Origin of the sequence: Arthrobacter globiformis, from assembly GCF_003261175.1 — a bacterium.
Classification (GTDB): domain Bacteria; phylum Actinomycetota; class Actinomycetes; order Actinomycetales; family Micrococcaceae; genus Arthrobacter; species Arthrobacter globiformis_A.
In genome coordinates, this window is record NZ_QLNP01000042.1 from 43,636 (window position 1) to 62,511 (window position 18,876).

Sequence of the window (18,876 nt, forward strand, 5' to 3'; positions counted from 1 at the left end):
CTCTGGGAACGCGGAACCGGAGTGGCTAGGCTGGGTCCATGCCCAGTGTCCAGTACTACGTTGCTTCCTCCCTCGACGGCTTCATCGCCACGGCAGACGACGACCTTGCCTGGCTGCTGCAGTTCGACGGCTTCGAAGGCGGCAAGGAAAGCTACGACGCCTTCATGTCCGGCGTCGGATGCATCGTCATGGGCGGGACCACCTACGAGTGGCTGATGGAGCACGAACCCGGCAACTGGCCCTACCCCGGCACACCCTGCTGGATCTTCACCCATCACGAGTTCACCGCCCCGCCGGGTGCTGACATCACCTTCGTCCGCGGCGAGGTGAACGAATTCATTGACGACCTCCGGCGTGACGCTGCCGGCCAAAACATCTGGGTGGTGGGCGGCGGCGAGCTCGCCGCCCAGTTTGCCGGCGCCGGCCTCCTGGACGAACTGATCGTTTCGGTCATTCCCGTGGTCCTCGGCGCGGGAAAACGGCTGCTTCCCCTCGTCCAGGGCCCGACGGCGCCACTCGAGTTTCAGGAGGCGCGTCCCCAGGGGCGGGGGATCGTGGAGCTCCGGTACCGCTGGCCTGAGCGCCAGGGTTCTCCTGAGCGCTAGGGTTTTCGGCTTTACCGGATGAGGTTGGTGATGCGCGCCGTCGACAGCCGGCGCCCCTGTTCGTCGGTCATCACGATTTCGTGAGTGGTCAGCGTCCGGCCCAGGTGGATGGCCGTGCACGTTCCGGTTACCGTGCCCGCGGAGACCGCGCGGTGGTGCGTGGCTCCAACCTCGATGCCCAGCGCCTGGCGGCCGGGACCGGCGTGCATCCCGGCGGCAAACGATCCCAGGGTCTCGGCCAGCACCACGTGCGCACCGCCGTGCAGGATCCCGGCCACCTGTGTGTTCCCCTCCACCGGCATTGTGGCAACGCACCGTTCAGGGCTCATCTCCAGGAACCGGATCCCCATTTTCACCACGAGGGCGCCGATGCCGTACTCGGCGAGCCAGTCGTGCAGGTGCTCGGGGACACCGGCCTCTAACAGCTCTTCCCTAAAGTCCGCTTCGGCTGCGGCTTCCACCTCGGCGGGCGCCCCAACCGCCGCAGGCGTTTCGACGGCGGAGCGCGCATCTCCGGCTGCGCTGGCCTCTGCGGGACTGGCCTCACCGGCAGGGCCCGGCGTGAAATTGTCCATCATGGCAACTAGGCTGGCACCTGTGAGTGAAACAACCAAACCGGCCCCAATTCCGTCCACAACCCAGACCCTTCAGGACATCGCGGTGTCCTCGCCTGGCGCCCCGTCGGTGTCGGCCACCGAGGCACCCGTCGTTCCCCTGACGGAGCAGCCCCGGCTTCTGGTGCTGGACGGGCACTCCATGGCCTTCCGGGCCTTCTTTGCCCTCCCGGCGGACAAGTTCTCCACCGCCCGGGGCCAGCACACCAACGCGATCCACGGCTTCACGTCCATGCTCATCAACCTGATCAAGGAACAGAAGCCCACCCACGTCGCGGTCGCTTTCGACGTCTCGGACGACACCACTCACCGCAAGGCCGAGTACAGCGAGTACAAGGGCGGCCGCAACGAGACGCCCCGCGAAATGAGCGGCCAGATCGACCTTATCGACCAGGTCATGGGCGCCTGGGGCATCAAGACCATCAAGATGCCCGGCTACGAAGCGGACGACATCCTGGCCACGCTCGCAGCCATGGGTGAAAAGGCCGGCTTCGAAGTCCTGCTCGTGTCCGGCGACCGCGACGCCTTCCAGCTCATCACGGACAACGTGTTCGTGCTGTACCCGAGGAAGGGCGTCAGCGACATCCCGCGCATGGACGCCGCCGCTATCGAGGCGAAGTACTTCGTCAGCCCCTCCCGGTATTCGGACCTCGCCGCCCTGGTGGGGGAGACCGCTGACAACCTGCCGGGCGTCCCCGGCGTCGGACCCAAAACGGCAGCCAAGTGGATCAACCTCTACGGCGGCCTCGAAGGCGTGCTGGAACACCTCGACGCCATCGGCGGAAAGGTGGGGGACGCGCTGCGTGAGAACGTGGACGCGGTCAAGCGCAACCGCAAGCTGAACCGGCTGCACACCGACCTTGACCTCCCGGTGACGCTGGACGAGCTGGCTGACCCGCGGCCGGACCAGAAGGCTATGGAGGAGCTCTTCGACGAGCTCGAATTCAAGACGATCCGCACCCGCCTCTTTGATCTGTACGCGAGCGAGGCGCCTGAGCCGGAGCGCGAGCCCCTGGAGACCAGGGACTTCGCCGCACTGACGGAGGCGGACGCGCTCCGGACATTCCTCGGGGCAGGGGCCGGACACCGGTCCGCCCTCGCAGTGGACGTGCTGCCCGGCCGGATCGGCGAGGACGCGGACGCCGTCGCCATCGTGCGGGATGATGCCGCCGCCTACGTGGACCTCACCGCGCTGGACGCCGACGCCGAAAATGTGCTGGCCGAGTGGCTCCGGGACTCGGGGTCCCCGAAGGTTATGCATGGTTACAAGGCGGCCCTGAAGGCGCTGGCCAACCGCGGGTTCGGACTGGAGGGCGTGGTGGATGACACCTCCATTTCCGGCTACCTCATCCAGCCCGACCGCCGCACCTACGAACTGGCCGAACTGGCCCAGTTCCACCTGAACATCCACATCACGCCCGAGGCCGCCAAGGCCGGCCAGCTGGAGCTGGCGTTCGACGACGACGCCGCGGCGTCCGGTGCGCTGGTCCAGGTGGCCGCCGTCGTCCATAAGCTGAGCCGGTTCTTCGAGTCGGAACTGAGGGACCGCAAGGCCGAGGACCTGCTGGCCACGCTGGAGCTGCCGGTGGCCCGTGTCCTCGCGGACATGGAGAAGACCGGCATCGCGGTCTCCATGGAGCTGATGGACGAACAGCTGGCGGACCTGGCCAGGGTGATCGACGACGCCCAGGAACGGGCGTTCGCCGCGATCGGCCACGAGGTGAACCTCGGTTCGCCGAAGCAGCTGCAGACGGTCCTCTTCGAGGAGCTGCAACTGCCCAAGACCAAGAAGATCAAGTCCGGTTACACCACGGACGCCGCTTCGCTGAAGAACCTCCTGGAGAAGACCGGGCATGAGTTCCTGGTCCAGCTCATGGCCCACCGCGAATCGGCGAAGTTGCGGCAGATGGTGGAAACGCTGAAGAAGTCCGTGGCCGAGGACGGGCGCATCCACACCACCTACGCCCAGAACGTGGCCGCCACCGGGCGTATCTCGTCCAACAACCCCAACCTGCAGAACATCCCGATCCGCAGCGAGGAGGGGCGCCGCGTGCGCGGCATCTTCGTGGTCAGCGACGGCTACGAGTGCCTGCTGTCCGCGGACTACTCGCAGATCGAGATGCGTATCATGGCGCACCTGTCCGGGGACGCCGGCCTGATCGAGGCATACCGCGAGGGGGAGGACCTGCACCGCTTCGTCGGCTCGTCCATCTTCCACGTGCCGCCGGCCGAGGTGACCAGCGCGATGCGCTCCAAGGTCAAGGCCATGTCCTACGGCCTGGCCTACGGGCTGACGTCCTTCGGGCTGTCCAAGCAGCTAGAAATCTCGGTGGACGAGGCCAGGAACCTCATGAAGGACTACTTCGACCGGTTCGGTGCCGTGCGGGACTACCTCCGCGGCGTGGTGGACCAGGCCAGGGTGGACGGCTACACGGCCACGATCGAGGGGCGGCGCCGCTACCTGCCGGACCTCACCAGCACGGACCGGCAGCTGCGGGAGAACGCCGAACGCATCGCCCTGAATTCGCCCATCCAGGGCTCCGCGGCGGACATCATCAAGCGCGCCATGCTGGGCGTGCACTCGGAACTGGCCGCGCAGGGGCTCAAGTCACGCATGCTGCTGCAGGTCCACGACGAACTGGTGCTGGAAGTGGCCAGCGGCGAACGGGAGGCCGTCGAAAAGCTCGTCACGGAGCAGATGGCCGCCGCCGCGGAACTCAGCGTGCCGCTGGAAGTCCAGATCGGCGTCGGCACCAGCTGGTACGACGCCGGCCACTAGCCTAGGCTCGGGGTTGTGTCTAATCTGAGCGCTGACTATGAAATCCGTCGGTTCCAAGCGGCGGCCAAAGACGATCCCGCGTACGCGGAGTCGGTTGCCTGGATGCGGGCGGTAGCCTTCGGCTTCCACGATGCCCGGCGCAGCGATGAACGCGTGGACAAGAGCATCGAGCTGCAGCGCACGGACGGCCGCGTCATGACCGGGGTGTACCAGGCCGGAACGGTGCCCTGCCACTCGCTCGGAGCCGACGTGCCCGTTGCCACCTTCGGGACCATGACCAAGACACTGAACATCGGCTTTGGCCGGTTGCTGGACACCCGGCTGGTGACCGCCGTGACGGTCCGCACCTCGCACCGGCGCCGCGGACTGCTGCGCCGCATGATGGGGGAGGACCTGGCCCTGGCCCGGGAGGAAGGCCTTGCGATGGCGGCCCTCACGGCGTCCGAGGCCTCGATTTATGGCCGCTTCGGATTTGGCGTGGCCACGTCCGAGCAGTCCATGAAGGTGGACACCTCGGCGCGTTTCCGGCTCAACCACACCCCGGTGGGCAGCGTCGAGGTAGCCGAGCCTAAGGTGCTGCTGGACCTGGCTCCGGAGGTCTTCGACCGTCTGCACCGCAGCACGCCCGGATCCATCGGCCGGCACGAGTTCTACCGGCAGTTCGCCTCCGGGTCCGTCAGCCGCGACGGGGGCGAAGACCCGAAGGTCAAGGTGGCGCTGCACTACGGGCCCCGCGGCGACGTGGACGGCTACGTCTCGTACAGGTTTGCCGGCTGGTCCAGCACCCCGTACACCATGGAAGTCGTGGACCTCGTCGCGGCGACCGGAGCGGCGTACCTCGAGCTGTGGCAGTATCTGGCCGCCATCGACCTGGTGGACCGGATCACCTGGGAGGAAGCGCCGGTGGACGATACGCTGCGGTGGGCCCTCGAAGACGCGCGCTGCGTGGAGGCCTCGGAAGCACGTGACATGCTCTGGCTGCGTATCCTCGACGTGAAGCAGGCCCTGGAAGCCCGCCACTACCCGGCCGACGGGCGGCTGGTGCTGAAAGTCGCCGACTCCCTCGGCCTGACTGGCGGTACCTTCGCTCTGGACGCTGGCGGCGGCGGTGCAGTGGTCACGGCCGGAGGCGGCGGCGCACCGGAGCCCAGTGCACCGGACCTCGAGCTGGATGTCGCGGCGCTGTCCGCCATTTACCTCGGCGGGGTCAGCCCCGTGACCCTGGCGGCGTCGGGACGCATTCTGGAGCACACGCCGGGCGCGGCGTTCCGCGCCGCCCGGATGTTCGCCGTCGAACGTCCGCCGCACTGCCTGACGCATTTCTAGCGCTTTGACCCCGGTTGGCGCTTGCCACTAGAATAAACGGGCGTGTACTACGTGCACGTTTTTTCTTCAATCCACAAAATCAGGATGACCAGGCACCTCCCTGTGAAGTGCCCGCACCTGCGCCTGCGTTCCATAACGCAGGCGCGGCGGTTTGCCTGACCGACTTACTATCCACAACGGAGCCCCTACTACATGACCATCACCTCCACCGAGAAGCCCGGTACCCCCGTAGTCGCAATCAACGACATCGGTACCGCTGAGGACTTCCTCGCAGCTGTCGACGCGACCATCAAGTACTTCAACGACGGAGACCTCGTCGAAGGTACCGTCGTCAAGGTCGACCGCGACGAAGTTCTGCTCGACATCGGTTACAAGACCGAAGGTGTCATTCCCTCCCGCGAGCTTTCCATCAAGCACGACGTTGACCCCGGAGACGTCGTCTCCGTTGGCGATCAGGTCGAAGCCCTGGTGCTCACCAAGGAAGACAAAGAAGGCCGCCTGATCCTCTCCAAGAAGCGTGCTCAGTACGAGCGTGCCTGGGGCGACATCGAGAAGGTCAAGGAAGAAGACGGTGTCGTCACCGGTACCGTCATCGAGGTTGTCAAGGGTGGTCTTATCCTCGACATCGGCCTGCGCGGCTTCCTGCCCGCATCCCTCGTCGAGATGCGCCGTGTGCGCGACCTGGCTCCGTACATCGGTCAGCAGATCGAAGCCAAGATCATCGAGCTGGACAAGAACCGCAACAACGTTGTGCTGTCCCGCCGTGCATGGCTCGAGCAGACCCAGTCCGAGGTCCGCTCCACGTTCCTCAACAAGCTGGAAAAGGGCCAGGTCCGTCCCGGCGTCGTTTCCTCCATCGTCAACTTCGGTGCCTTCGTGGACCTGGGCGGCGTAGACGGCCTGGTTCACGTTTCCGAGCTGTCCTGGAAGCACATCGACCACCCGTCCGAGGTTGTCGAAGTTGGCCAGGAAGTCACCGTCGAGGTCCTCGAGGTCGACCTGGACCGCGAGCGCGTTTCCCTGTCGCTCAAGGCTACGCAGGAAGACCCGTGGCAGACCTTCGCCCGCACCCACGCCCTTGGCCAGGTTGTTCCGGGTAAGGTCACCAAGCTCGTTCCGTTCGGTGCGTTCGTTCGCGTCGAAGACGGCATCGAAGGCCTCGTTCACATCTCCGAACTGGCTGTCCGCCACGTTGAGCTGGCTGAGCAGGTTGTCTCCGTTGGCGACGAACTGTTCGTCAAGGTCATCGACATCGACCTCGAGCGCCGCCGCATCTCCCTCTCCCTCAAGCAGGCGAACGAGGGCGTTGACGCCGACAGCACCGAGTTCGATCCCGCTCTGTACGGCATGGCCGCAGAGTACGACGAAGAGGGCAACTACAAGTACCCGGAGGGCTTCGACCCGGAGTCCAACGAGTGGCTTGAAGGCTACGAGAACCAGCGCGCCACCTGGGAGCAGCAGTACGCTGACGCCCAGACCCGCTGGGAAGCCCACAAGAAGCAGGTTACCCAGCACGCTGCCGACGACGCTGCTGCAGCAACGTCCGGTGAGAGCGACTCCGGCACCACCAGCTACTCCTCCGAGCCGGCTGCCACCGATTCCGGTGCAGGCACGCTTGCTTCGGACGAGGCGCTTGCCGCTCTGCGCGAGAAGCTGACCGGCAACTAATAATTGCCCGGCATTAGCTAACTGCCACTGACAAGGTGGCCGTCCCCGAGAGGGGGCGGCCACCTTTCTGTTTACCGGCGAGTTGTGGAGCTGGCCGGATGCCTAAATAGGCACTGTCAGGCAGTTTGGCCGGCGTGCTCGCCCTCGGCGATCTCCTCCAGCACCTTGTTGTTGAATGCGGGAAGGTCGTCAGGCTTCCTGCTGGTCACGAAGCCCTGGTCCACCACGACTTCCTGGTCGCTCCAGTTGGCGCCCGCGTTCCGCAGGTCCGTGGCCAGCGTGTGGTAGGAAGTGAGGTTCCTGCCCTTGACGACGCCCGCATCGATGAGCAGCCAGGGGCCATGGCAGATGGCCGCCACCGGTTTGTGCTGTTCGAAGAAGCTGCGGGCAAACGCCTGCGCGTCCTTGTCCACCCTGAGGTGGTCGGCGTTCACCACGCCGCCCGGGATGACCAGTGCGTGGAAGTCCGCGGCGTTGGCGTCCTTCAGGGTCAGGTCGACGTCGAAGGTATCGCCCTTTTCGACGCCCTCAAAGCCCTGGAGCTTTCCGCTCTTGGGAGCGACCAGGACAGGTTCGCCGCCGGCGTTCTTGACGGCGTCCCACGGGCTGGTCAGTTCAACCTGCTCCACGCCGTCCGTCAGCAGGAAGGCGACCCTCTTGCCGGTGATGTCGTGCTCTGACATGCGTCCTCCTTTTCCGTGTGGTGCCTTACAGGACCACCCTAGAAATACGCAAAGTCATAAGCAAGCTGCTGATTCTTTATGCCAGCCGCCCGTCTTGCCCATCCGTCAATGCGGAACGTCAATCCACTCCGTGTCTTCGTGCTGGAGGGCCGCATTTCCGGCTGTCAGGGCGGCCAGCCGGTCCGCCGCCGCGGCCAGGTCATCGGGCGCGTCCGGCAGCGCGAGGCGCAACACCGTGGACTGGGCTTCGTAGCCGGTCTCCGCCATCGCATAGCCAGCGCTGCGCAGGTCGTTCTCGAGGCGACCTGCCGCAGCGTGCGGTACCCGCACGCCACAGATGCGCAGCCGCCGGCGCTGCACCAGCGGAGCCAGGTCCAGCGCCGTCGAGACTGATTCGGAGTAGGCGCGCACCAGCCCGCCGGCACCCAGCAGGATCCCGCCGAAGTAGCGCACGACGACGGCACTCACGTCGCTGAGGTCCGTCACCCCGGGTGCGGTTTCCCGCCGGAGCAGGGCCTCCAGCATGGGAATGCCGGCGGTTCCGGAGGGTTCGCCGTCGTCGCTGGAACGCTGGATATCCCGGTCCGGCCCCAGCACGAAGGCGGAGCAGTGGTGCCGGGCGTCATGGAACTCGCGGCGGAGTTCAGACACCAGCGCCCGGGCATCCTCTTCGGTCCCTGCGCGGCGCAGGATGGTGATGAACCGGGAGCGCTTGATTTCGATCTCATGGCGGAAGCCGTCCCCGGCGGCCAGCGTGGTGTACGCGGAGGCCCTGCTCTCTTGCTCTTGCACCGCCCAAGTGTAGGACATGGCCCACGCCGCGAGGGTTGGGGAGGCGGTGGGTGGGCCCACGCCGCCAGAGTTCCCTGGCCGAGCGGAGCGAGGCTAGGGAGGCGGTGGGTGGGCCCACGCCGCCAGAGTTCCCTGGCCGAGCGGAGCGAGGCTAGGGAGGCGGTGGGGATTAGTCTTGGGGAGTGCTGAAGATTGGGTTGACGGGCGGCATCGCCTCGGGGAAGTCGTTGGTGGCGACGCGCTTGGAAGAACTGGGGGCGGTGCTCGTCGATGCGGACGCGATCGCCCGTGAAGTGGTGGAACCGGGAACTCCGGGGTTGGCCGCCGTCGTGGAAGCGTTCGGCCCGGACATCCTCGACGGCGAGGGGAGGCTCGACCGGCCGCGCCTCGGGACCATCGTGTTCCAGGAGCCGGAACGGCGTGCCGAGCTCAATGGCATCGTCCACCCGCTGGTGCGTGAACGCGCCGCGGCGGTGATTGCGGCCGCGCCGGGGGACGCGGTGGTGGTGCAGGACATCCCGCTCCTGGTGGAAACCGGACAGCAGAAGAACTTCCACCTCGTGCTGGTGGTGGATGCGCCCGAGGATGTCCGCCTGCAGCGAATGACCGGGCACCGCGGGATGACTGAAGCGGACGCCCGTTCACGAATGGCCGCCCAGGCGTCCCGCCAGGACCGGCTCGCCGCTGCGGACGTGGTCCTTCCCAACGCCGGCACGCGCGAGGAACTGCTTGCCGCGGTGGACCGGCTGTGGGAGGGGCGGCTCGTGCCCTTCGCGAGGAACGTCAGCCAAGCCGCGGTGGCCGGCCGCAGCGGCGCGCCCCTCCTCGTGGCCCCGGACCCGGACTGGCCGCGCCAGGCTGCCGTCCTGGCCGAGCGGCTCCAGGCCGCCGCCCCGGAGGGTGTCCTCGCCGTGGACCACATCGGGTCGACGTCGGTTCCCGGCCTCCAAGCGAAGGACGTCATCGACCTGCAGCTCGCGGTCGCTGACCTCGCGACGGCAGACCGGATTGCGCCCCTGCTGGGTGCCGCGGGGTTCCCGCTCTGGCCGGGCGTCCTGATGGACAGCCCCCACGGGCGCTTTGACCCCGCTGCCTGGTCCAAGCGCCTACACGGCAACGCCGACCCGGCCCGTCCGGTCAATCTCCATGTCCGGGTGGCCGGTTCGCCGGGCTGGCGGTTTGCCCTCTGCTTCCGCGACTGGCTGCGCGCCGATCCGGCGGCACGGGAGGAGTACGCCGCGGAGAAGCGCAGGCTGGCCGCCCTGCATGCTTCCGACGCGAACACGGCGGGCTACGCCGACCACAAAGAGGCCTGGTTCCGGGACGTCGGGGCTCCCGGAATGGAACGGTGGGCCGAAAGCAGCGGCTGGCAGCCGCCGTCGTACGCCTCCAGCTCCGCCAACGCGGGTCAACGCTGAATCCAGTACAGCCCAAAGCAGAATCAGGAGTTCCTGTCAGTGGCCGGCTGTAGATTAGATGCATGAGTCTTGCGCAGGAGGTCAACCGAGTCGTTGCGCCCTTCGAGGTCATCAGCGAGTTCCAGCCCGCCGGTGACCAGCCGGCGGCCATCGCCGAGCTGACGGAGCGCATCAAAAACGGCGAAAAGGACGTGGTGCTGCTCGGCGCCACCGGTACCGGCAAGAGCGCCACCACTGCGTGGCTGATCGAGCAGGTCCAGCGGCCCACTCTGGTGATGGTCCAGAACAAGACCCTCGCGGCGCAGCTGGCCAACGAGTTCCGCGAACTCCTGCCGAACAATGCGGTGGAGTACTTCGTGTCCTACTACGACTACTACCAGCCCGAGGCGTACGTCGCGCAGACGGACACGTTCATAGAAAAGGACTCCTCCATTAACGAGGAAGTGGAACGGCTCCGGCACTCCGCCACCAACGCGCTCCTCACCCGCCGCGACGTGATTGTGGTGGCAACCGTGTCCTGCATCTACGGCCTTGGCACGCCGGAAGAGTACATCGCCGGCATGGTGACGCTGCGCAAGGGCGCCGAAATGAACCGTGATGACCTGCTGCGCAAGTTCGTCTCCATGCAGTACGCCCGCAATGACATGGACTTCCACCGCGGCACCTTCCGGGTCCGCGGCGACACCGTCGAAATCATTCCCATGTATGAGGAACTGGCCATCCGGATCGAGTTCTTCGGGGATGAGATTGAGAACATCCATACCCTGCACCCGCTGACCGGCGAGGTGATCCGGGACGAAGAGGAAATGTACGTGTTCCCGGCCTCGCACTATGTGGCCGGCCCCGAGCGGATGGCGCGTGCCATAAAGCGGATTGAGGACGAACTCGCCGACCGGCTCCAGGTCCTGGAGAGCCAGAACAAGCTCGTGGAATCCCAGCGGCTGCGGATGCGCACCACTTACGACCTCGAGATGATGCAGCAGATGGGTTTCTGCAACGGCATCGAGAACTACTCATCGCACATTGACGGCCGCGCCCGCGGAACCGCCCCGCATTGCCTCCTGGACTACTTCCCGGACGATTTCCTGCTGGTGGTGGACGAATCCCACGTGACCATCCCGCAGATCGGGGCCATGTACGAAGGCGATATGTCCCGCAAGCGGAACCTGGTGGACTTCGGCTTCCGGCTGCCGTCCGCCATGGACAACCGGCCGTTGAAATGGGACGAGTTCCTGGAGCGCGTAGGCCAGACGGTCTATTTGTCCGCCACGCCCGGCAAGTACGAACTTGGCAAGGCGGACGGCTTCGTCCAGCAGATCATCCGTCCCACCGGCCTGATCGACCCCGAGGTGGTGGTCAAGCCCACTAAAGGCCAGATCGACGACCTGCTGGGTGAGATCAAGACCCGTACCGAGAAGAACGAACGCGTCCTGGTCACCACGCTCACCAAGCGGATGGCGGAGGACCTCACCGACTACCTCCTCGGCCACGGCATCAAGGTGGAGTACCTGCACTCCGACGTCGACACGCTGCGGCGTGTTGAGCTGCTCCGCGAACTCCGGATGGGTGTGTTCGACGTCCTGGTTGGCATCAACCTGCTCCGGGAAGGCCTTGACCTGCCGGAGGTCTCCTTGGTAAGCATCCTGGACGCGGACAAGGAAGGCTTCCTGCGGTCGTCCACGTCCCTGATCCAGACCATCGGCCGGGCCGCGCGCAACGTCTCGGGCCAGGTCCACATGTACGCGGACCGGATTACTGACTCCATGGCCCATGCCATCGATGAAACAAACCGGCGCCGCGCCATCCAGGTGGCCTACAACACGGAAAACGGAATCGACCCGCAACCGCTGCGGAAGAAGATCGCCGACATCACCGACCAGCTGGCCAAGGAAGACGCGGACACCCAGGAGCTGCTCAACAGCAACCGTTTGGCCAAGGGCGCCAAGCGCGGCAAATCCGCCGCCAAGGGGGCCGCAACCGTCCGCGCCGACGGGCTGGCGGCCGCGCCTGCCGAGGACCTCGTGGGCCTGATCGAGCAGCTGACCGAGCAGATGCACGGAGCGGCCGCCGAGCTGCAGTTCGAAGTGGCTGCCCGCATCCGCGACGAAGTTTCCGAGCTCAAGAAGGAACTGCGGCAGATGCAGTCAGCCGGGCACGCCTAGCGGCTGCTGGATCAGGTGGCGCGGGCGCCGTCACGTGGCGCGGGGGACCGCGCCTCTAGGGTAAAGTTGAGGTCACGTAGGGGAGTATCCCAAGCGCTACGAACGTCAACACGCAGGGCACAGATGCCCTGCCGGGCGTAGCGGGCAGCCACATCAGCACCAAGTGCACAGGTTCGCCGGAGAGACTTACACCGGTTTTCTGTACCCTGCGAAAGGCATTTTTGTGGAACTTCCCGTCTGGTTCGAGGTCGGCTCGTTCGTCGTCCTCGGCCTCATCCTCCTTATGGACCTGCTTCTGGTAGTGCGCCGTCCGCATGAGCCCTCCATGAAGGAAGCCGGCCTCTGGGTGGCCTTCTACGTCGCACTGGCCCTCGTGTTTGCCGGTGCCATGTTCGCGTTCACGGGGCCCGAGTACGGCGGCCAGTTCGTTGCCGGCTGGGTGACTGAGTACAGCCTCAGCATCGACAACCTGTTTGTCTTCATCATCATCATGGCCCGCTTCTCCGTGCCCCGTAAGTACCAGCAGGAAGTGCTGATGGTGGGCATCATCATCGCACTGGTCCTGCGCGGCATCTTCATCATGCTCGGCGCCATCGTGATCGAGCAGTTCAGCTGGGTCTTCTACATCTTCGGCGCCTTCCTCCTCTGGACCGCCTGGAAGCAGGCGCAGGACGAGGGTGAAGACGAAGAGGACAAGGAGAACGCCCTCATCGGCAAGCTCCGCAAGGTCATCCCCATGTCCGAGAAGTTCGACGGCGGCAAGCTGCGCACCACCGTGGACGGCAAGAAGGTCTTCACCCCCATGCTGATCGTCTTCGTCACCATCGGCATGACCGACCTGCTCTTCGCGGTTGACTCCATCCCCGCGATCTTCGGCCTGACGCAGAGTGCCTTCATCGTCTTCACGGCGAACATTTTTGCCCTGATGGGCCTGCGGCAGCTGTACTTCCTGCTCGGCGGCCTGATGAACCGCCTCATCTACCTGAAGCACGCACTGTCCATCATCCTGGCGTTCATCGGCGTGAAGCTGATCCTGCACGCCATGCACGTCAACGAGCTGCCGTTTATCAACGGCGGGCACCACATCGAGTGGGCCCCGGAAATCCCGACGTACGTGTCCCTCGCGGTCATCATCGGCACCATCATCATCGCTGTGATCGCCAGCCTGGTGAGCTCCGGCGCACAGAAGGCCAAGCTGGATGCCCGCCTCGAGGAGGACTCCCGGAAGAGCCTGAGCGACGTCGACTAGGCTTCCCAGCCAGTCCCAGCACAAAGCAACCCCGGCCACAGGTGGCCGGGGTTGCTTTTTGCATGTCGGGGGGCAAATCCGAAGCGCGAACTGGCAGGTAATGCCCTTAACTCCCCGTTTTGAGGGCGTTATCTGCCAGTTCGCGTGACCTGTGGGTCCATTAGCGCCGGATTTGTTTTCTGAATGGCTCAGCGGGCGGAGCGCACCATGCCGAGCAGGCGGCCGAAGATGGCCTCACCGTCGTCCGCGATGCCGTCGTGGTGGAACTCACCGGTTTCCCATGTCTTCAGCTTGCGGACGGCGGCAGCCGTCTCCATGGAGAGCCCGTGGTCCACATAGATGTCATCGCGGTAGACGGCGGCCGCCGCGGGCACGATGTTGGCAGCCAGCTGCGCGGTGTCGTACAGGGGCTTCCAGTCAGCCTTGGCCGCCAGCAGTTCCGCCACTTCCTGCAGCGGGCGAAGGGCAGGGTCCTGTTCGAAGTACCACGGGTAGACCATCTCGCCGGTCAGGAGTGGCTCGGCAGCGTCCGGGCTGAACTCCGGGAACTCCTCGAGAACCCGCCAGGCCGCCCAGCCCGTGGCCGCGTTCTGGCCATAGATGGACTCATGCATCAGCGCGTACAGCGGATTGGCTGCCCGCGAGACCAGGGGGCGGACCTGCTCCAGGAACGGATCGGAAAGGCGCGGACCGCCGGGCGCCTGCACAAAGGCGTCCTCCAGCAGGTTGTGCAGGGTGTCCACCCGGGTGTTCCCGCCGAGGAAGGACCCCACCATCTGGAACCTCTCCACCGTGAGGGGAGAACCGTCCGGGAGGTACTCCGCCGTGCTGCGGAGGTGGCTGGCGATGCGGTTTACCGCTTCCCGGTCCTCGGGGTACCAGCCGAAGTACTCCGCGTTGCGGGCTGCCACCCGCCTGAAGGTCTCGCGGTAGACCCGCTCGGGGGAACCGGTGAGCGGGGCGAGTCCTCCGGTGATCAGTACCTCGCGCAGGCCCGTGGGGGCGAACGAAAGGTACGTGAGCGCGCAGAAGCCGCCGTAGCTCTGCCCGTAGACAGTCCACGGCTCCGAACCGAGAGCCTGGCGGATGAGCTCCGCGTCCGCAATGATCGAATCAGCCCGGAAGTGCTCAAGGTACCTCGCCTGGGCTGCCGCATCCCCGCGCAGCGGCAGGGTGTTGCGGTCAATGAGGGAGGAGAGGCCGGTGCCCCGCTGGTCCAGCATCAGGATGCGGAAGTCCTTGGCGGCCGCTTTGCTCCAGCCCCCCAGCGACGCGAAGCGGTTGCCGCGCCCGCCGGGACCGCCCTGAAGGTACAGGAGCCAGGGCAAATCGGCGGCTTCTGCCTCCGTGTGCTCGGCGGACACGTACTCGCGGGCGAAGACCGTGATCGTCTCGGCCGCGTCCTCCCCGCCCGGGCCGGCAAAATGGTCCAGCGGCAGGGTGAAGTAGTGTTCTGCGGTGCGCATCCCGCGGAAGTTGTGCCGGGCGCGGACTGTATGGACCGGGCCCGCATGAACTGTGGCGTCCAGTGCTGCCTCAGCCATGGACACCGGCCTCGCTGCGGCTGCCGAACTCTGCCAGCGCCGTTCCGGTCAGCCGGAACGTGGACCATTCCTCCATCGGGAATGCCCCGAGCTTCCGGTAGAAGTTGATGGACGGTTCGTTCCAGTCCAGGACGCTCCATTCCACGCGCGCGTAGCCGCGTTCGACGGCGGTCGCCGCCAAATGCTGCAGAAGGGCCTTCCCGTGGCCCTCGCCGCGCGCCTCCGGGGTGACGTAAAGGTCCTCCAGATAGATTCCGTGCACGCCTTCCCACGTTGAGTAGTTCAGGAACCAGAGCGCGAAGCCACGCACGTCGCCGGCCTCATTCTCGGCCATGTGCGCATACACGCGCGGGTTGCTGCCGAAGAGCACCTCGGTGAGCATCTCGGGCGTGTTCCGGACGGCGTCGGGCTCTTTTTCATAGACAGCCAGCTCGTGGATCAACTGCAGGATAACGGGAACGTCGGCGGGTGTTGCGGGACGGATTACACTCATGAGTCCGAGCTTACTGGGTCCTGGCTTGCTGGATCAGGCCGGCAGCAGCAGGGCAGGGTGCCGCCGGAGTATAGGCTGTTGATTCCCATGACCTATCAAAAGTGCAGCAGCGCTTCCGCAGACGGTGCGACGGGGCGGCAGTGCCGGTAAGTGACCGTGTCCGTCTGGCTGCCGTGAGGCTGTCCAGCGTCGACCTCGGGCAGGCCGATACTTTGGACGACGGCGAGCGGCAGCGGGCAGCGTCGTTGGGTTCCGGAATTCAGCGGGACAGGTTCCTGGCCGGACGCATCGCGTTGCGGCGCCACGCCGCCGAAACCGCAGGGATGGGCGCCGCAGGGCTCCGGGCAGACTACATCTGCCGGGAGTGCAGGAGGGGCGACCGTGTGCACGGCATGCCCCGCTACCAGGCCGGTCCGTCCGGGCCTGCCGTTCTGGCGAGCCTGAGCCGGGCGGGGGACTGGTGCCTGCTGGCAGCCACAACTGACGAACGGGTCCTGGGAGTCGGCGTCGACCTGGAGGGCAGCACGGCCGCAGGCTTCGACGGGTTCGGGCTGGTTGCCCTTTCGGAGCGCGAGCGGGAACACCTGCAGAGGGTGGAGCCCGCACTTCGGCCAAGATTCCAGACACTCCTGTGGACGCGCAAGGAGGCAGTTCTCAAGGCGCTGGGCAGGGGACTGGCCGCCGTCGACCCGGCTCTGGTGGACGTTGCCGGACCCGTTCCCTTGCTGCCGGGCTTCCTGCAGGCACCGGCCCCGCCTTTGGTCACGGGCGTGCCTCTGGCGGGGGGCCAGGAAGGCAGCGGACAGCGTTGGCTGGTCGACGCCGTGGATCCGGAGTCAGTGGGACTGCCGCATTCCTTCATGGTGGCAATAGCGCTCGCAAGGACGCCCGGCCCGTAGCTCGCGGCCCGCCTGTCAGAGCCTGCCCGCCTGTCAGAGCCTGCCCGCCTGTCAGAGGCGGTTCGCCCCGGTCACCCGGACCACCGCAGTGCCGGTCTCGTCCGAGGCGGCCAGATCCACCTCCGCGGAAATCCCCCAGTCATGGTTACCCGCCGGGTCATCGAAGATCTGCCGGACCTTCCAGACACCGGGCTCCTCGGTGATGATGAGCAGCCCGGGTCCGCGCGCGTCGGGGCCGGTGCCGATGTCGTCATGCTCGTCGAAGTAGTCGTCCAGGACGTCTTCCCAGCGGTCGGCGTCCCAGCCGGCGTCGCCGTCGAGCTCGCCCAGGGCAGCGGCGTCCTCGTCCGCAAAAAGCTCGACGCGCCGGAACATCTCGTTCCGGACCATGACCCGGAAGGCCCGGATGTTGGACGTCAGCGACGGCGGCGGGGGCGGCGGTGCGTCGTGCGGCGTGGGGACGGCACCGGAGGCCAGTTCTTCCCACTCGTCCAGCAGGCTGGAGTCCACCTGCCGCACCAGCTCACCGAGCCAGGCGATCAGGTCCTCGAGGTCCTCCCGCAGCGCATCCTGCGGAACGGTCTGCCGGAGTGCCTTGAAGCCGTCGGCCAGGTAGCGCAGCACGATGCCCTCGGAGCGGGCAAGGCCGTAGAACTGCACGAACTCGCCGAAGTTCATCGCGCGCTCGTACATGTCCCGGATGATTGACTTGGGGGCCAGTTCAAAGTCGCCCACCCACGGGGCAGCCTTGCGGTACACCTCGAAGGCCTCTCCCAGGATCTCCGCGAGCGGCTGGGGGTAGGTGACCTCGTCGAGCATGGCCATCCGCTGCTCATACTCGATGCCGTCCGCTTTCATGGCGGCCACGGCCTCCCCGCGTGCCTTCTTCTGCTGGGCGGACAGGATCTGCCGGGGCTTCTCCAGCGTGGCTTCAATGACGGAGACGACGTCGACGGCGTAGGACGGCGACTCGGGGTCCAGCAGGTCCAGCGCTGCGAGCGCAAACGGGGAGAGCGGCTGGTTCAGGGCAAAGTTCGGCTGCAGGTGGACGGTCAGGCGCACCGTGCGGCCGTCCGTTCCCTGCTCGGCAGCCGGGATGCGCTCCACAACCTCGGCCGCGAGCAGCTCCCGGTAGATCCCGAGGGCCTTCTTCATGAGCCGAAGCTGGGAAGGGCGGCTTTCGTGGTTCTCCGTGAGGAGCCGGCGCGCCGCGGCGAACGGGTCGCCGGGACGCTCCATGAGGTTCATGAGCATCGCGTGGGTCACGGTGAAGCTGGAGGTCAGCGGGTCCGGGACGGAGTCCACCAGGCGGTTGTAGGTGGGCTGGCCCCAGGACACGAACCCCTCCGGCGGCTTTTTCTTCACCACCTGGCGCAGCTTCCGCTGGTCGTCGCCGAACTTCGCGGTGGCTTTGGCCATCGCCTTGACGTTCTCCACCACGTGCTCGGGGGCCTGCACCGCCACGGTGCCGGCCGTATCGTAGCCGGCCCGGCCGGCCCTTCCGGCAATCTGGTGGAACTCACGGGAGTTGAGCAGGCGGGTGCGTACGCCGTCGTACTTGCTCAGGGCGGTGAGCACGACGGTGCGGATGGGAACGTTGATTCCCACGCCCAGCGTGTCCGTGCCGCAGATGACCTTAAGCAGGCCGGCCTGGGCCAGTTGCTCCACGAGGCGGCGGTACTTGGGCAGCATGCCGGCGTGGTGCACGCCGATGCCGTGCCGGACCAGGCGGTTCAGGGTCTTGCCGAACCCTGCCGCGAAACGGAAGTTCGCGATGAGCTCGGCAATCTTGTCCTTTTCTTCGCGGGTGCACACGTTGATGCTCATCAGGGTCTGGGCGCGCTCGATGGCCTCCGCCTGGCTGAAATGCACCACGTAGACCGGCACTTCCCTGGTGCCCAGCAGTTCTTCGAGGGTCTCGTGGACCGGCGTCTCGCGGTAGTAGTAGTGCAGCGGAATGGGGCGCTCGGCCGAGCTGACGGTGGTGGTGGGCCGTCCGGTGAGTTCGGTCATGCCGGCTTCGAAGCGGCTGACGTCGCCCAGCGTGGCGGACATGAGGAGGAACTGCGCCTGCGGGAGTTCCAGCAGCGGAACCTGCCACGCCCAGCCGCGCTGCGGATCGGAGTAGAAGTGGAACTCGTCCATGATGACGGCGCCCAGGTCGGCAGCGGCGCCCTCGCGCAGGGCGGTGTTGGCCAGGATCTCCGCGGTGCAGCAGATGATCGGGGCGTCCTGGTTCACGCCGGAGTCGCCGGTGATCATGCCGACATTCTCCGCCCCGAAGATCTCGCAGAGGGCGAAGAACTTTTCGGACACCAGGGCCTTGATGGGGGCAGTGTAGTAACTGCGCTCGCCCCGGGCCATCGCCTGGAAATGCGCCGCTATGGCAACGAGGGACTTGCCGGATCCGGTGGGCGTCGCGAGAATCACGTTGGCGCCGGAGGCCAGTTCCATGATCGCCTCGTCCTGCGCCGGGTACAGCTGCAGGCCACGGCTCTCGGTCCACTCCACGAAGCGCTCGTACAGCGTGTCCGGGTCCGCGCCGGTTCCGGTGGTGATCCGTGCGGACGGGGCGGGGAGCTGTTCAACGAGTTTCATTGCCTTCCAGCTTAGTGCCAGCGCGTCCCTGAACGGTTTCGTGCTG

The 18,876-nt window shown here is 66.2% G+C and carries 14 protein-coding genes; 8 read left to right on the forward strand and 6 right to left on the reverse strand.

Going from position 1 to position 18,876, the window contains the following annotated elements; translation table 11 throughout:
- Window positions 1–38: 38 nt before the first annotated feature.
- Entirely contained in the window at window positions 39–605 is a 567-nt protein-coding gene (locus DBZ45_RS03610; protein WP_111902600.1) for a dihydrofolate reductase family protein, read from the forward strand.
- 11 nt (window positions 606–616) lie between these two features.
- Here DBZ45_RS03610 and DBZ45_RS03615 read toward each other — a convergent pair whose 3' ends face one another.
- Window positions 617–1,183 carry a hotdog fold thioesterase gene (locus DBZ45_RS03615; protein WP_440130493.1) on the reverse strand — a complete coding sequence of 189 codons (567 nt, stop codon included), beginning with the start codon at window positions 1,181–1,183 and terminating at the stop codon, window positions 617–619.
- A 178-nt stretch (window positions 1,184–1,361) separates the two neighbouring features.
- Here DBZ45_RS03615 and polA point away from each other — a divergent pair, with 178 nt between their 5' ends.
- The 3 genes from polA (at window position 1,362) to rpsA (ending at window position 6,992) form a co-directional block, all read left to right on the forward strand.
- Complete coding sequence (gene polA / locus DBZ45_RS03620) at window positions 1,362–3,998, forward strand: DNA polymerase I (protein WP_440130496.1); 2,637 nt, start codon at window positions 1,362–1,364, stop codon at window positions 3,996–3,998.
- A 24-nt stretch (window positions 3,999–4,022) separates the two neighbouring features.
- Complete coding sequence (locus DBZ45_RS03625) at window positions 4,023–5,324, forward strand: GNAT family N-acetyltransferase (RefSeq protein ID WP_111902626.1); 1,302 nt, start codon at window positions 4,023–4,025, stop codon at window positions 5,322–5,324.
- A 192-nt stretch (window positions 5,325–5,516) separates the two neighbouring features.
- Window positions 5,517–6,992 carry a 30S ribosomal protein S1 gene (rpsA, locus tag DBZ45_RS03630; protein WP_111902602.1) on the forward strand — a complete coding sequence of 492 codons (1,476 nt, stop codon included), beginning with the start codon at window positions 5,517–5,519 and terminating at the stop codon, window positions 6,990–6,992.
- Window positions 6,993–7,108: 116 nt separating this feature from the next.
- On the opposite strand, the gene DBZ45_RS03635 is transcribed toward rpsA, so the two are convergent.
- Window positions 7,109–7,675: a type 1 glutamine amidotransferase domain-containing protein gene (locus DBZ45_RS03635; RefSeq protein WP_111902603.1), complete on the reverse strand. Its 567-nt coding sequence runs from the start codon at window positions 7,673–7,675 to the stop codon at window positions 7,109–7,111.
- A 105-nt stretch (window positions 7,676–7,780) separates the two neighbouring features.
- Window positions 7,781–8,485 (reverse strand): IMPACT family protein, encoded by a 705-nt coding sequence (locus DBZ45_RS03640; RefSeq protein WP_111902604.1) that lies wholly within the window; start codon window positions 8,483–8,485, stop codon window positions 7,781–7,783.
- A 164-nt stretch (window positions 8,486–8,649) separates the two neighbouring features.
- On the opposite strand from DBZ45_RS03640, the gene coaE reads away from it, so the two are divergent.
- From coaE to DBZ45_RS03655, 3 genes are all read left to right on the forward strand, one after another.
- Window positions 8,650–9,885 carry a dephospho-CoA kinase gene (coaE, locus tag DBZ45_RS03645; protein WP_111902605.1) on the forward strand — a complete coding sequence of 412 codons (1,236 nt, stop codon included), beginning with the start codon at window positions 8,650–8,652 and terminating at the stop codon, window positions 9,883–9,885.
- A gap of 62 nt (window positions 9,886–9,947) precedes the next feature.
- A complete protein-coding gene (gene uvrB / locus DBZ45_RS03650; RefSeq protein ID WP_111902606.1) occupies window positions 9,948–12,047 on the forward strand; it encodes an excinuclease ABC subunit UvrB in 2,100 nt (699 codons plus the stop codon).
- Between the two features lie 223 nt (window positions 12,048–12,270).
- Window positions 12,271–13,296, forward strand: coding sequence for a TerC family protein (locus tag DBZ45_RS03655; protein WP_111902607.1), 1,026 nt, complete (start codon window positions 12,271–12,273; stop codon window positions 13,294–13,296).
- 188 nt (window positions 13,297–13,484) lie between these two features.
- Here DBZ45_RS03655 and DBZ45_RS03660 read toward each other — a convergent pair whose 3' ends face one another.
- Window positions 13,485–14,840 carry an alpha/beta fold hydrolase gene (locus DBZ45_RS03660; RefSeq protein WP_111902608.1) on the reverse strand — a complete coding sequence of 452 codons (1,356 nt, stop codon included), beginning with the start codon at window positions 14,838–14,840 and terminating at the stop codon, window positions 13,485–13,487.
- Entirely contained in the window at window positions 14,833–15,333 is a 501-nt protein-coding gene (locus tag DBZ45_RS03665) for a GNAT family N-acetyltransferase (RefSeq protein WP_111902609.1), read from the reverse strand. Before DBZ45_RS03665 ends, DBZ45_RS03660 begins: the two co-directional genes overlap by 8 nt.
- Window positions 15,334–15,506: 173 nt before the next feature.
- Here DBZ45_RS03665 and DBZ45_RS03670 point away from each other — a divergent pair, with 173 nt between their 5' ends.
- Window positions 15,507–16,232, forward strand: a complete 726-nt coding sequence (locus tag DBZ45_RS03670; protein ID WP_111902610.1) for a 4'-phosphopantetheinyl transferase family protein — start codon at window positions 15,507–15,509, stop codon at window positions 16,230–16,232.
- A gap of 51 nt (window positions 16,233–16,283) precedes the next feature.
- Here the strand turns inward: DBZ45_RS03670 and DBZ45_RS03675 are convergent, their stop codons facing one another.
- A complete protein-coding gene (locus DBZ45_RS03675; RefSeq protein WP_111902611.1) occupies window positions 16,284–18,830 on the reverse strand; it encodes a DEAD/DEAH box helicase in 2,547 nt (848 codons plus the stop codon).
- Between the last annotated feature and the right edge of the window lie 46 nt (window positions 18,831–18,876).

What these genes read in the sequence shown, in the direction of transcription:
- DBZ45_RS03615 (WP_440130493.1), bottom strand. Translation starts at nt 1,183, where the DNA reads ATGATGGACAATTTCACGCCGGGCCCTGCCGGTGAGGCCAGTCCCGCA.
- DBZ45_RS03610 (WP_111902600.1), top strand. Translation starts at nt 39, where the DNA reads ATGCCCAGTGTCCAGTACTACGTTGCTTCCTCCCTCGACGGCTTCATC.
- DBZ45_RS03635 (WP_111902603.1), bottom strand. Translation starts at nt 7,675, where the DNA reads ATGTCAGAGCACGACATCACCGGCAAGAGGGTCGCCTTCCTGCTGACG.
- DBZ45_RS03660 (WP_111902608.1), bottom strand. Translation starts at nt 14,840, where the DNA reads ATGGCTGAGGCAGCACTGGACGCCACAGTTCATGCGGGCCCGGTCCAT.
- DBZ45_RS03665 (WP_111902609.1), bottom strand. Translation starts at nt 15,333, where the DNA reads ATGAGTGTAATCCGTCCCGCAACACCCGCCGACGTTCCCGTTATCCTG.
- polA (WP_440130496.1), top strand. Translation starts at nt 1,362, where the DNA reads ATGGCCTTCCGGGCCTTCTTTGCCCTCCCGGCGGACAAGTTCTCCACC.
- rpsA (WP_111902602.1), top strand. Translation starts at nt 5,517, where the DNA reads ATGACCATCACCTCCACCGAGAAGCCCGGTACCCCCGTAGTCGCAATC.
- DBZ45_RS03675 (WP_111902611.1), bottom strand. Translation starts at nt 18,830, where the DNA reads ATGAAACTCGTTGAACAGCTCCCCGCCCCGTCCGCACGGATCACCACC.
- DBZ45_RS03640 (WP_111902604.1), bottom strand. Translation starts at nt 8,485, where the DNA reads ATGTCCTACACTTGGGCGGTGCAAGAGCAAGAGAGCAGGGCCTCCGCG.
- uvrB (WP_111902606.1), top strand. Translation starts at nt 9,948, where the DNA reads ATGAGTCTTGCGCAGGAGGTCAACCGAGTCGTTGCGCCCTTCGAGGTC.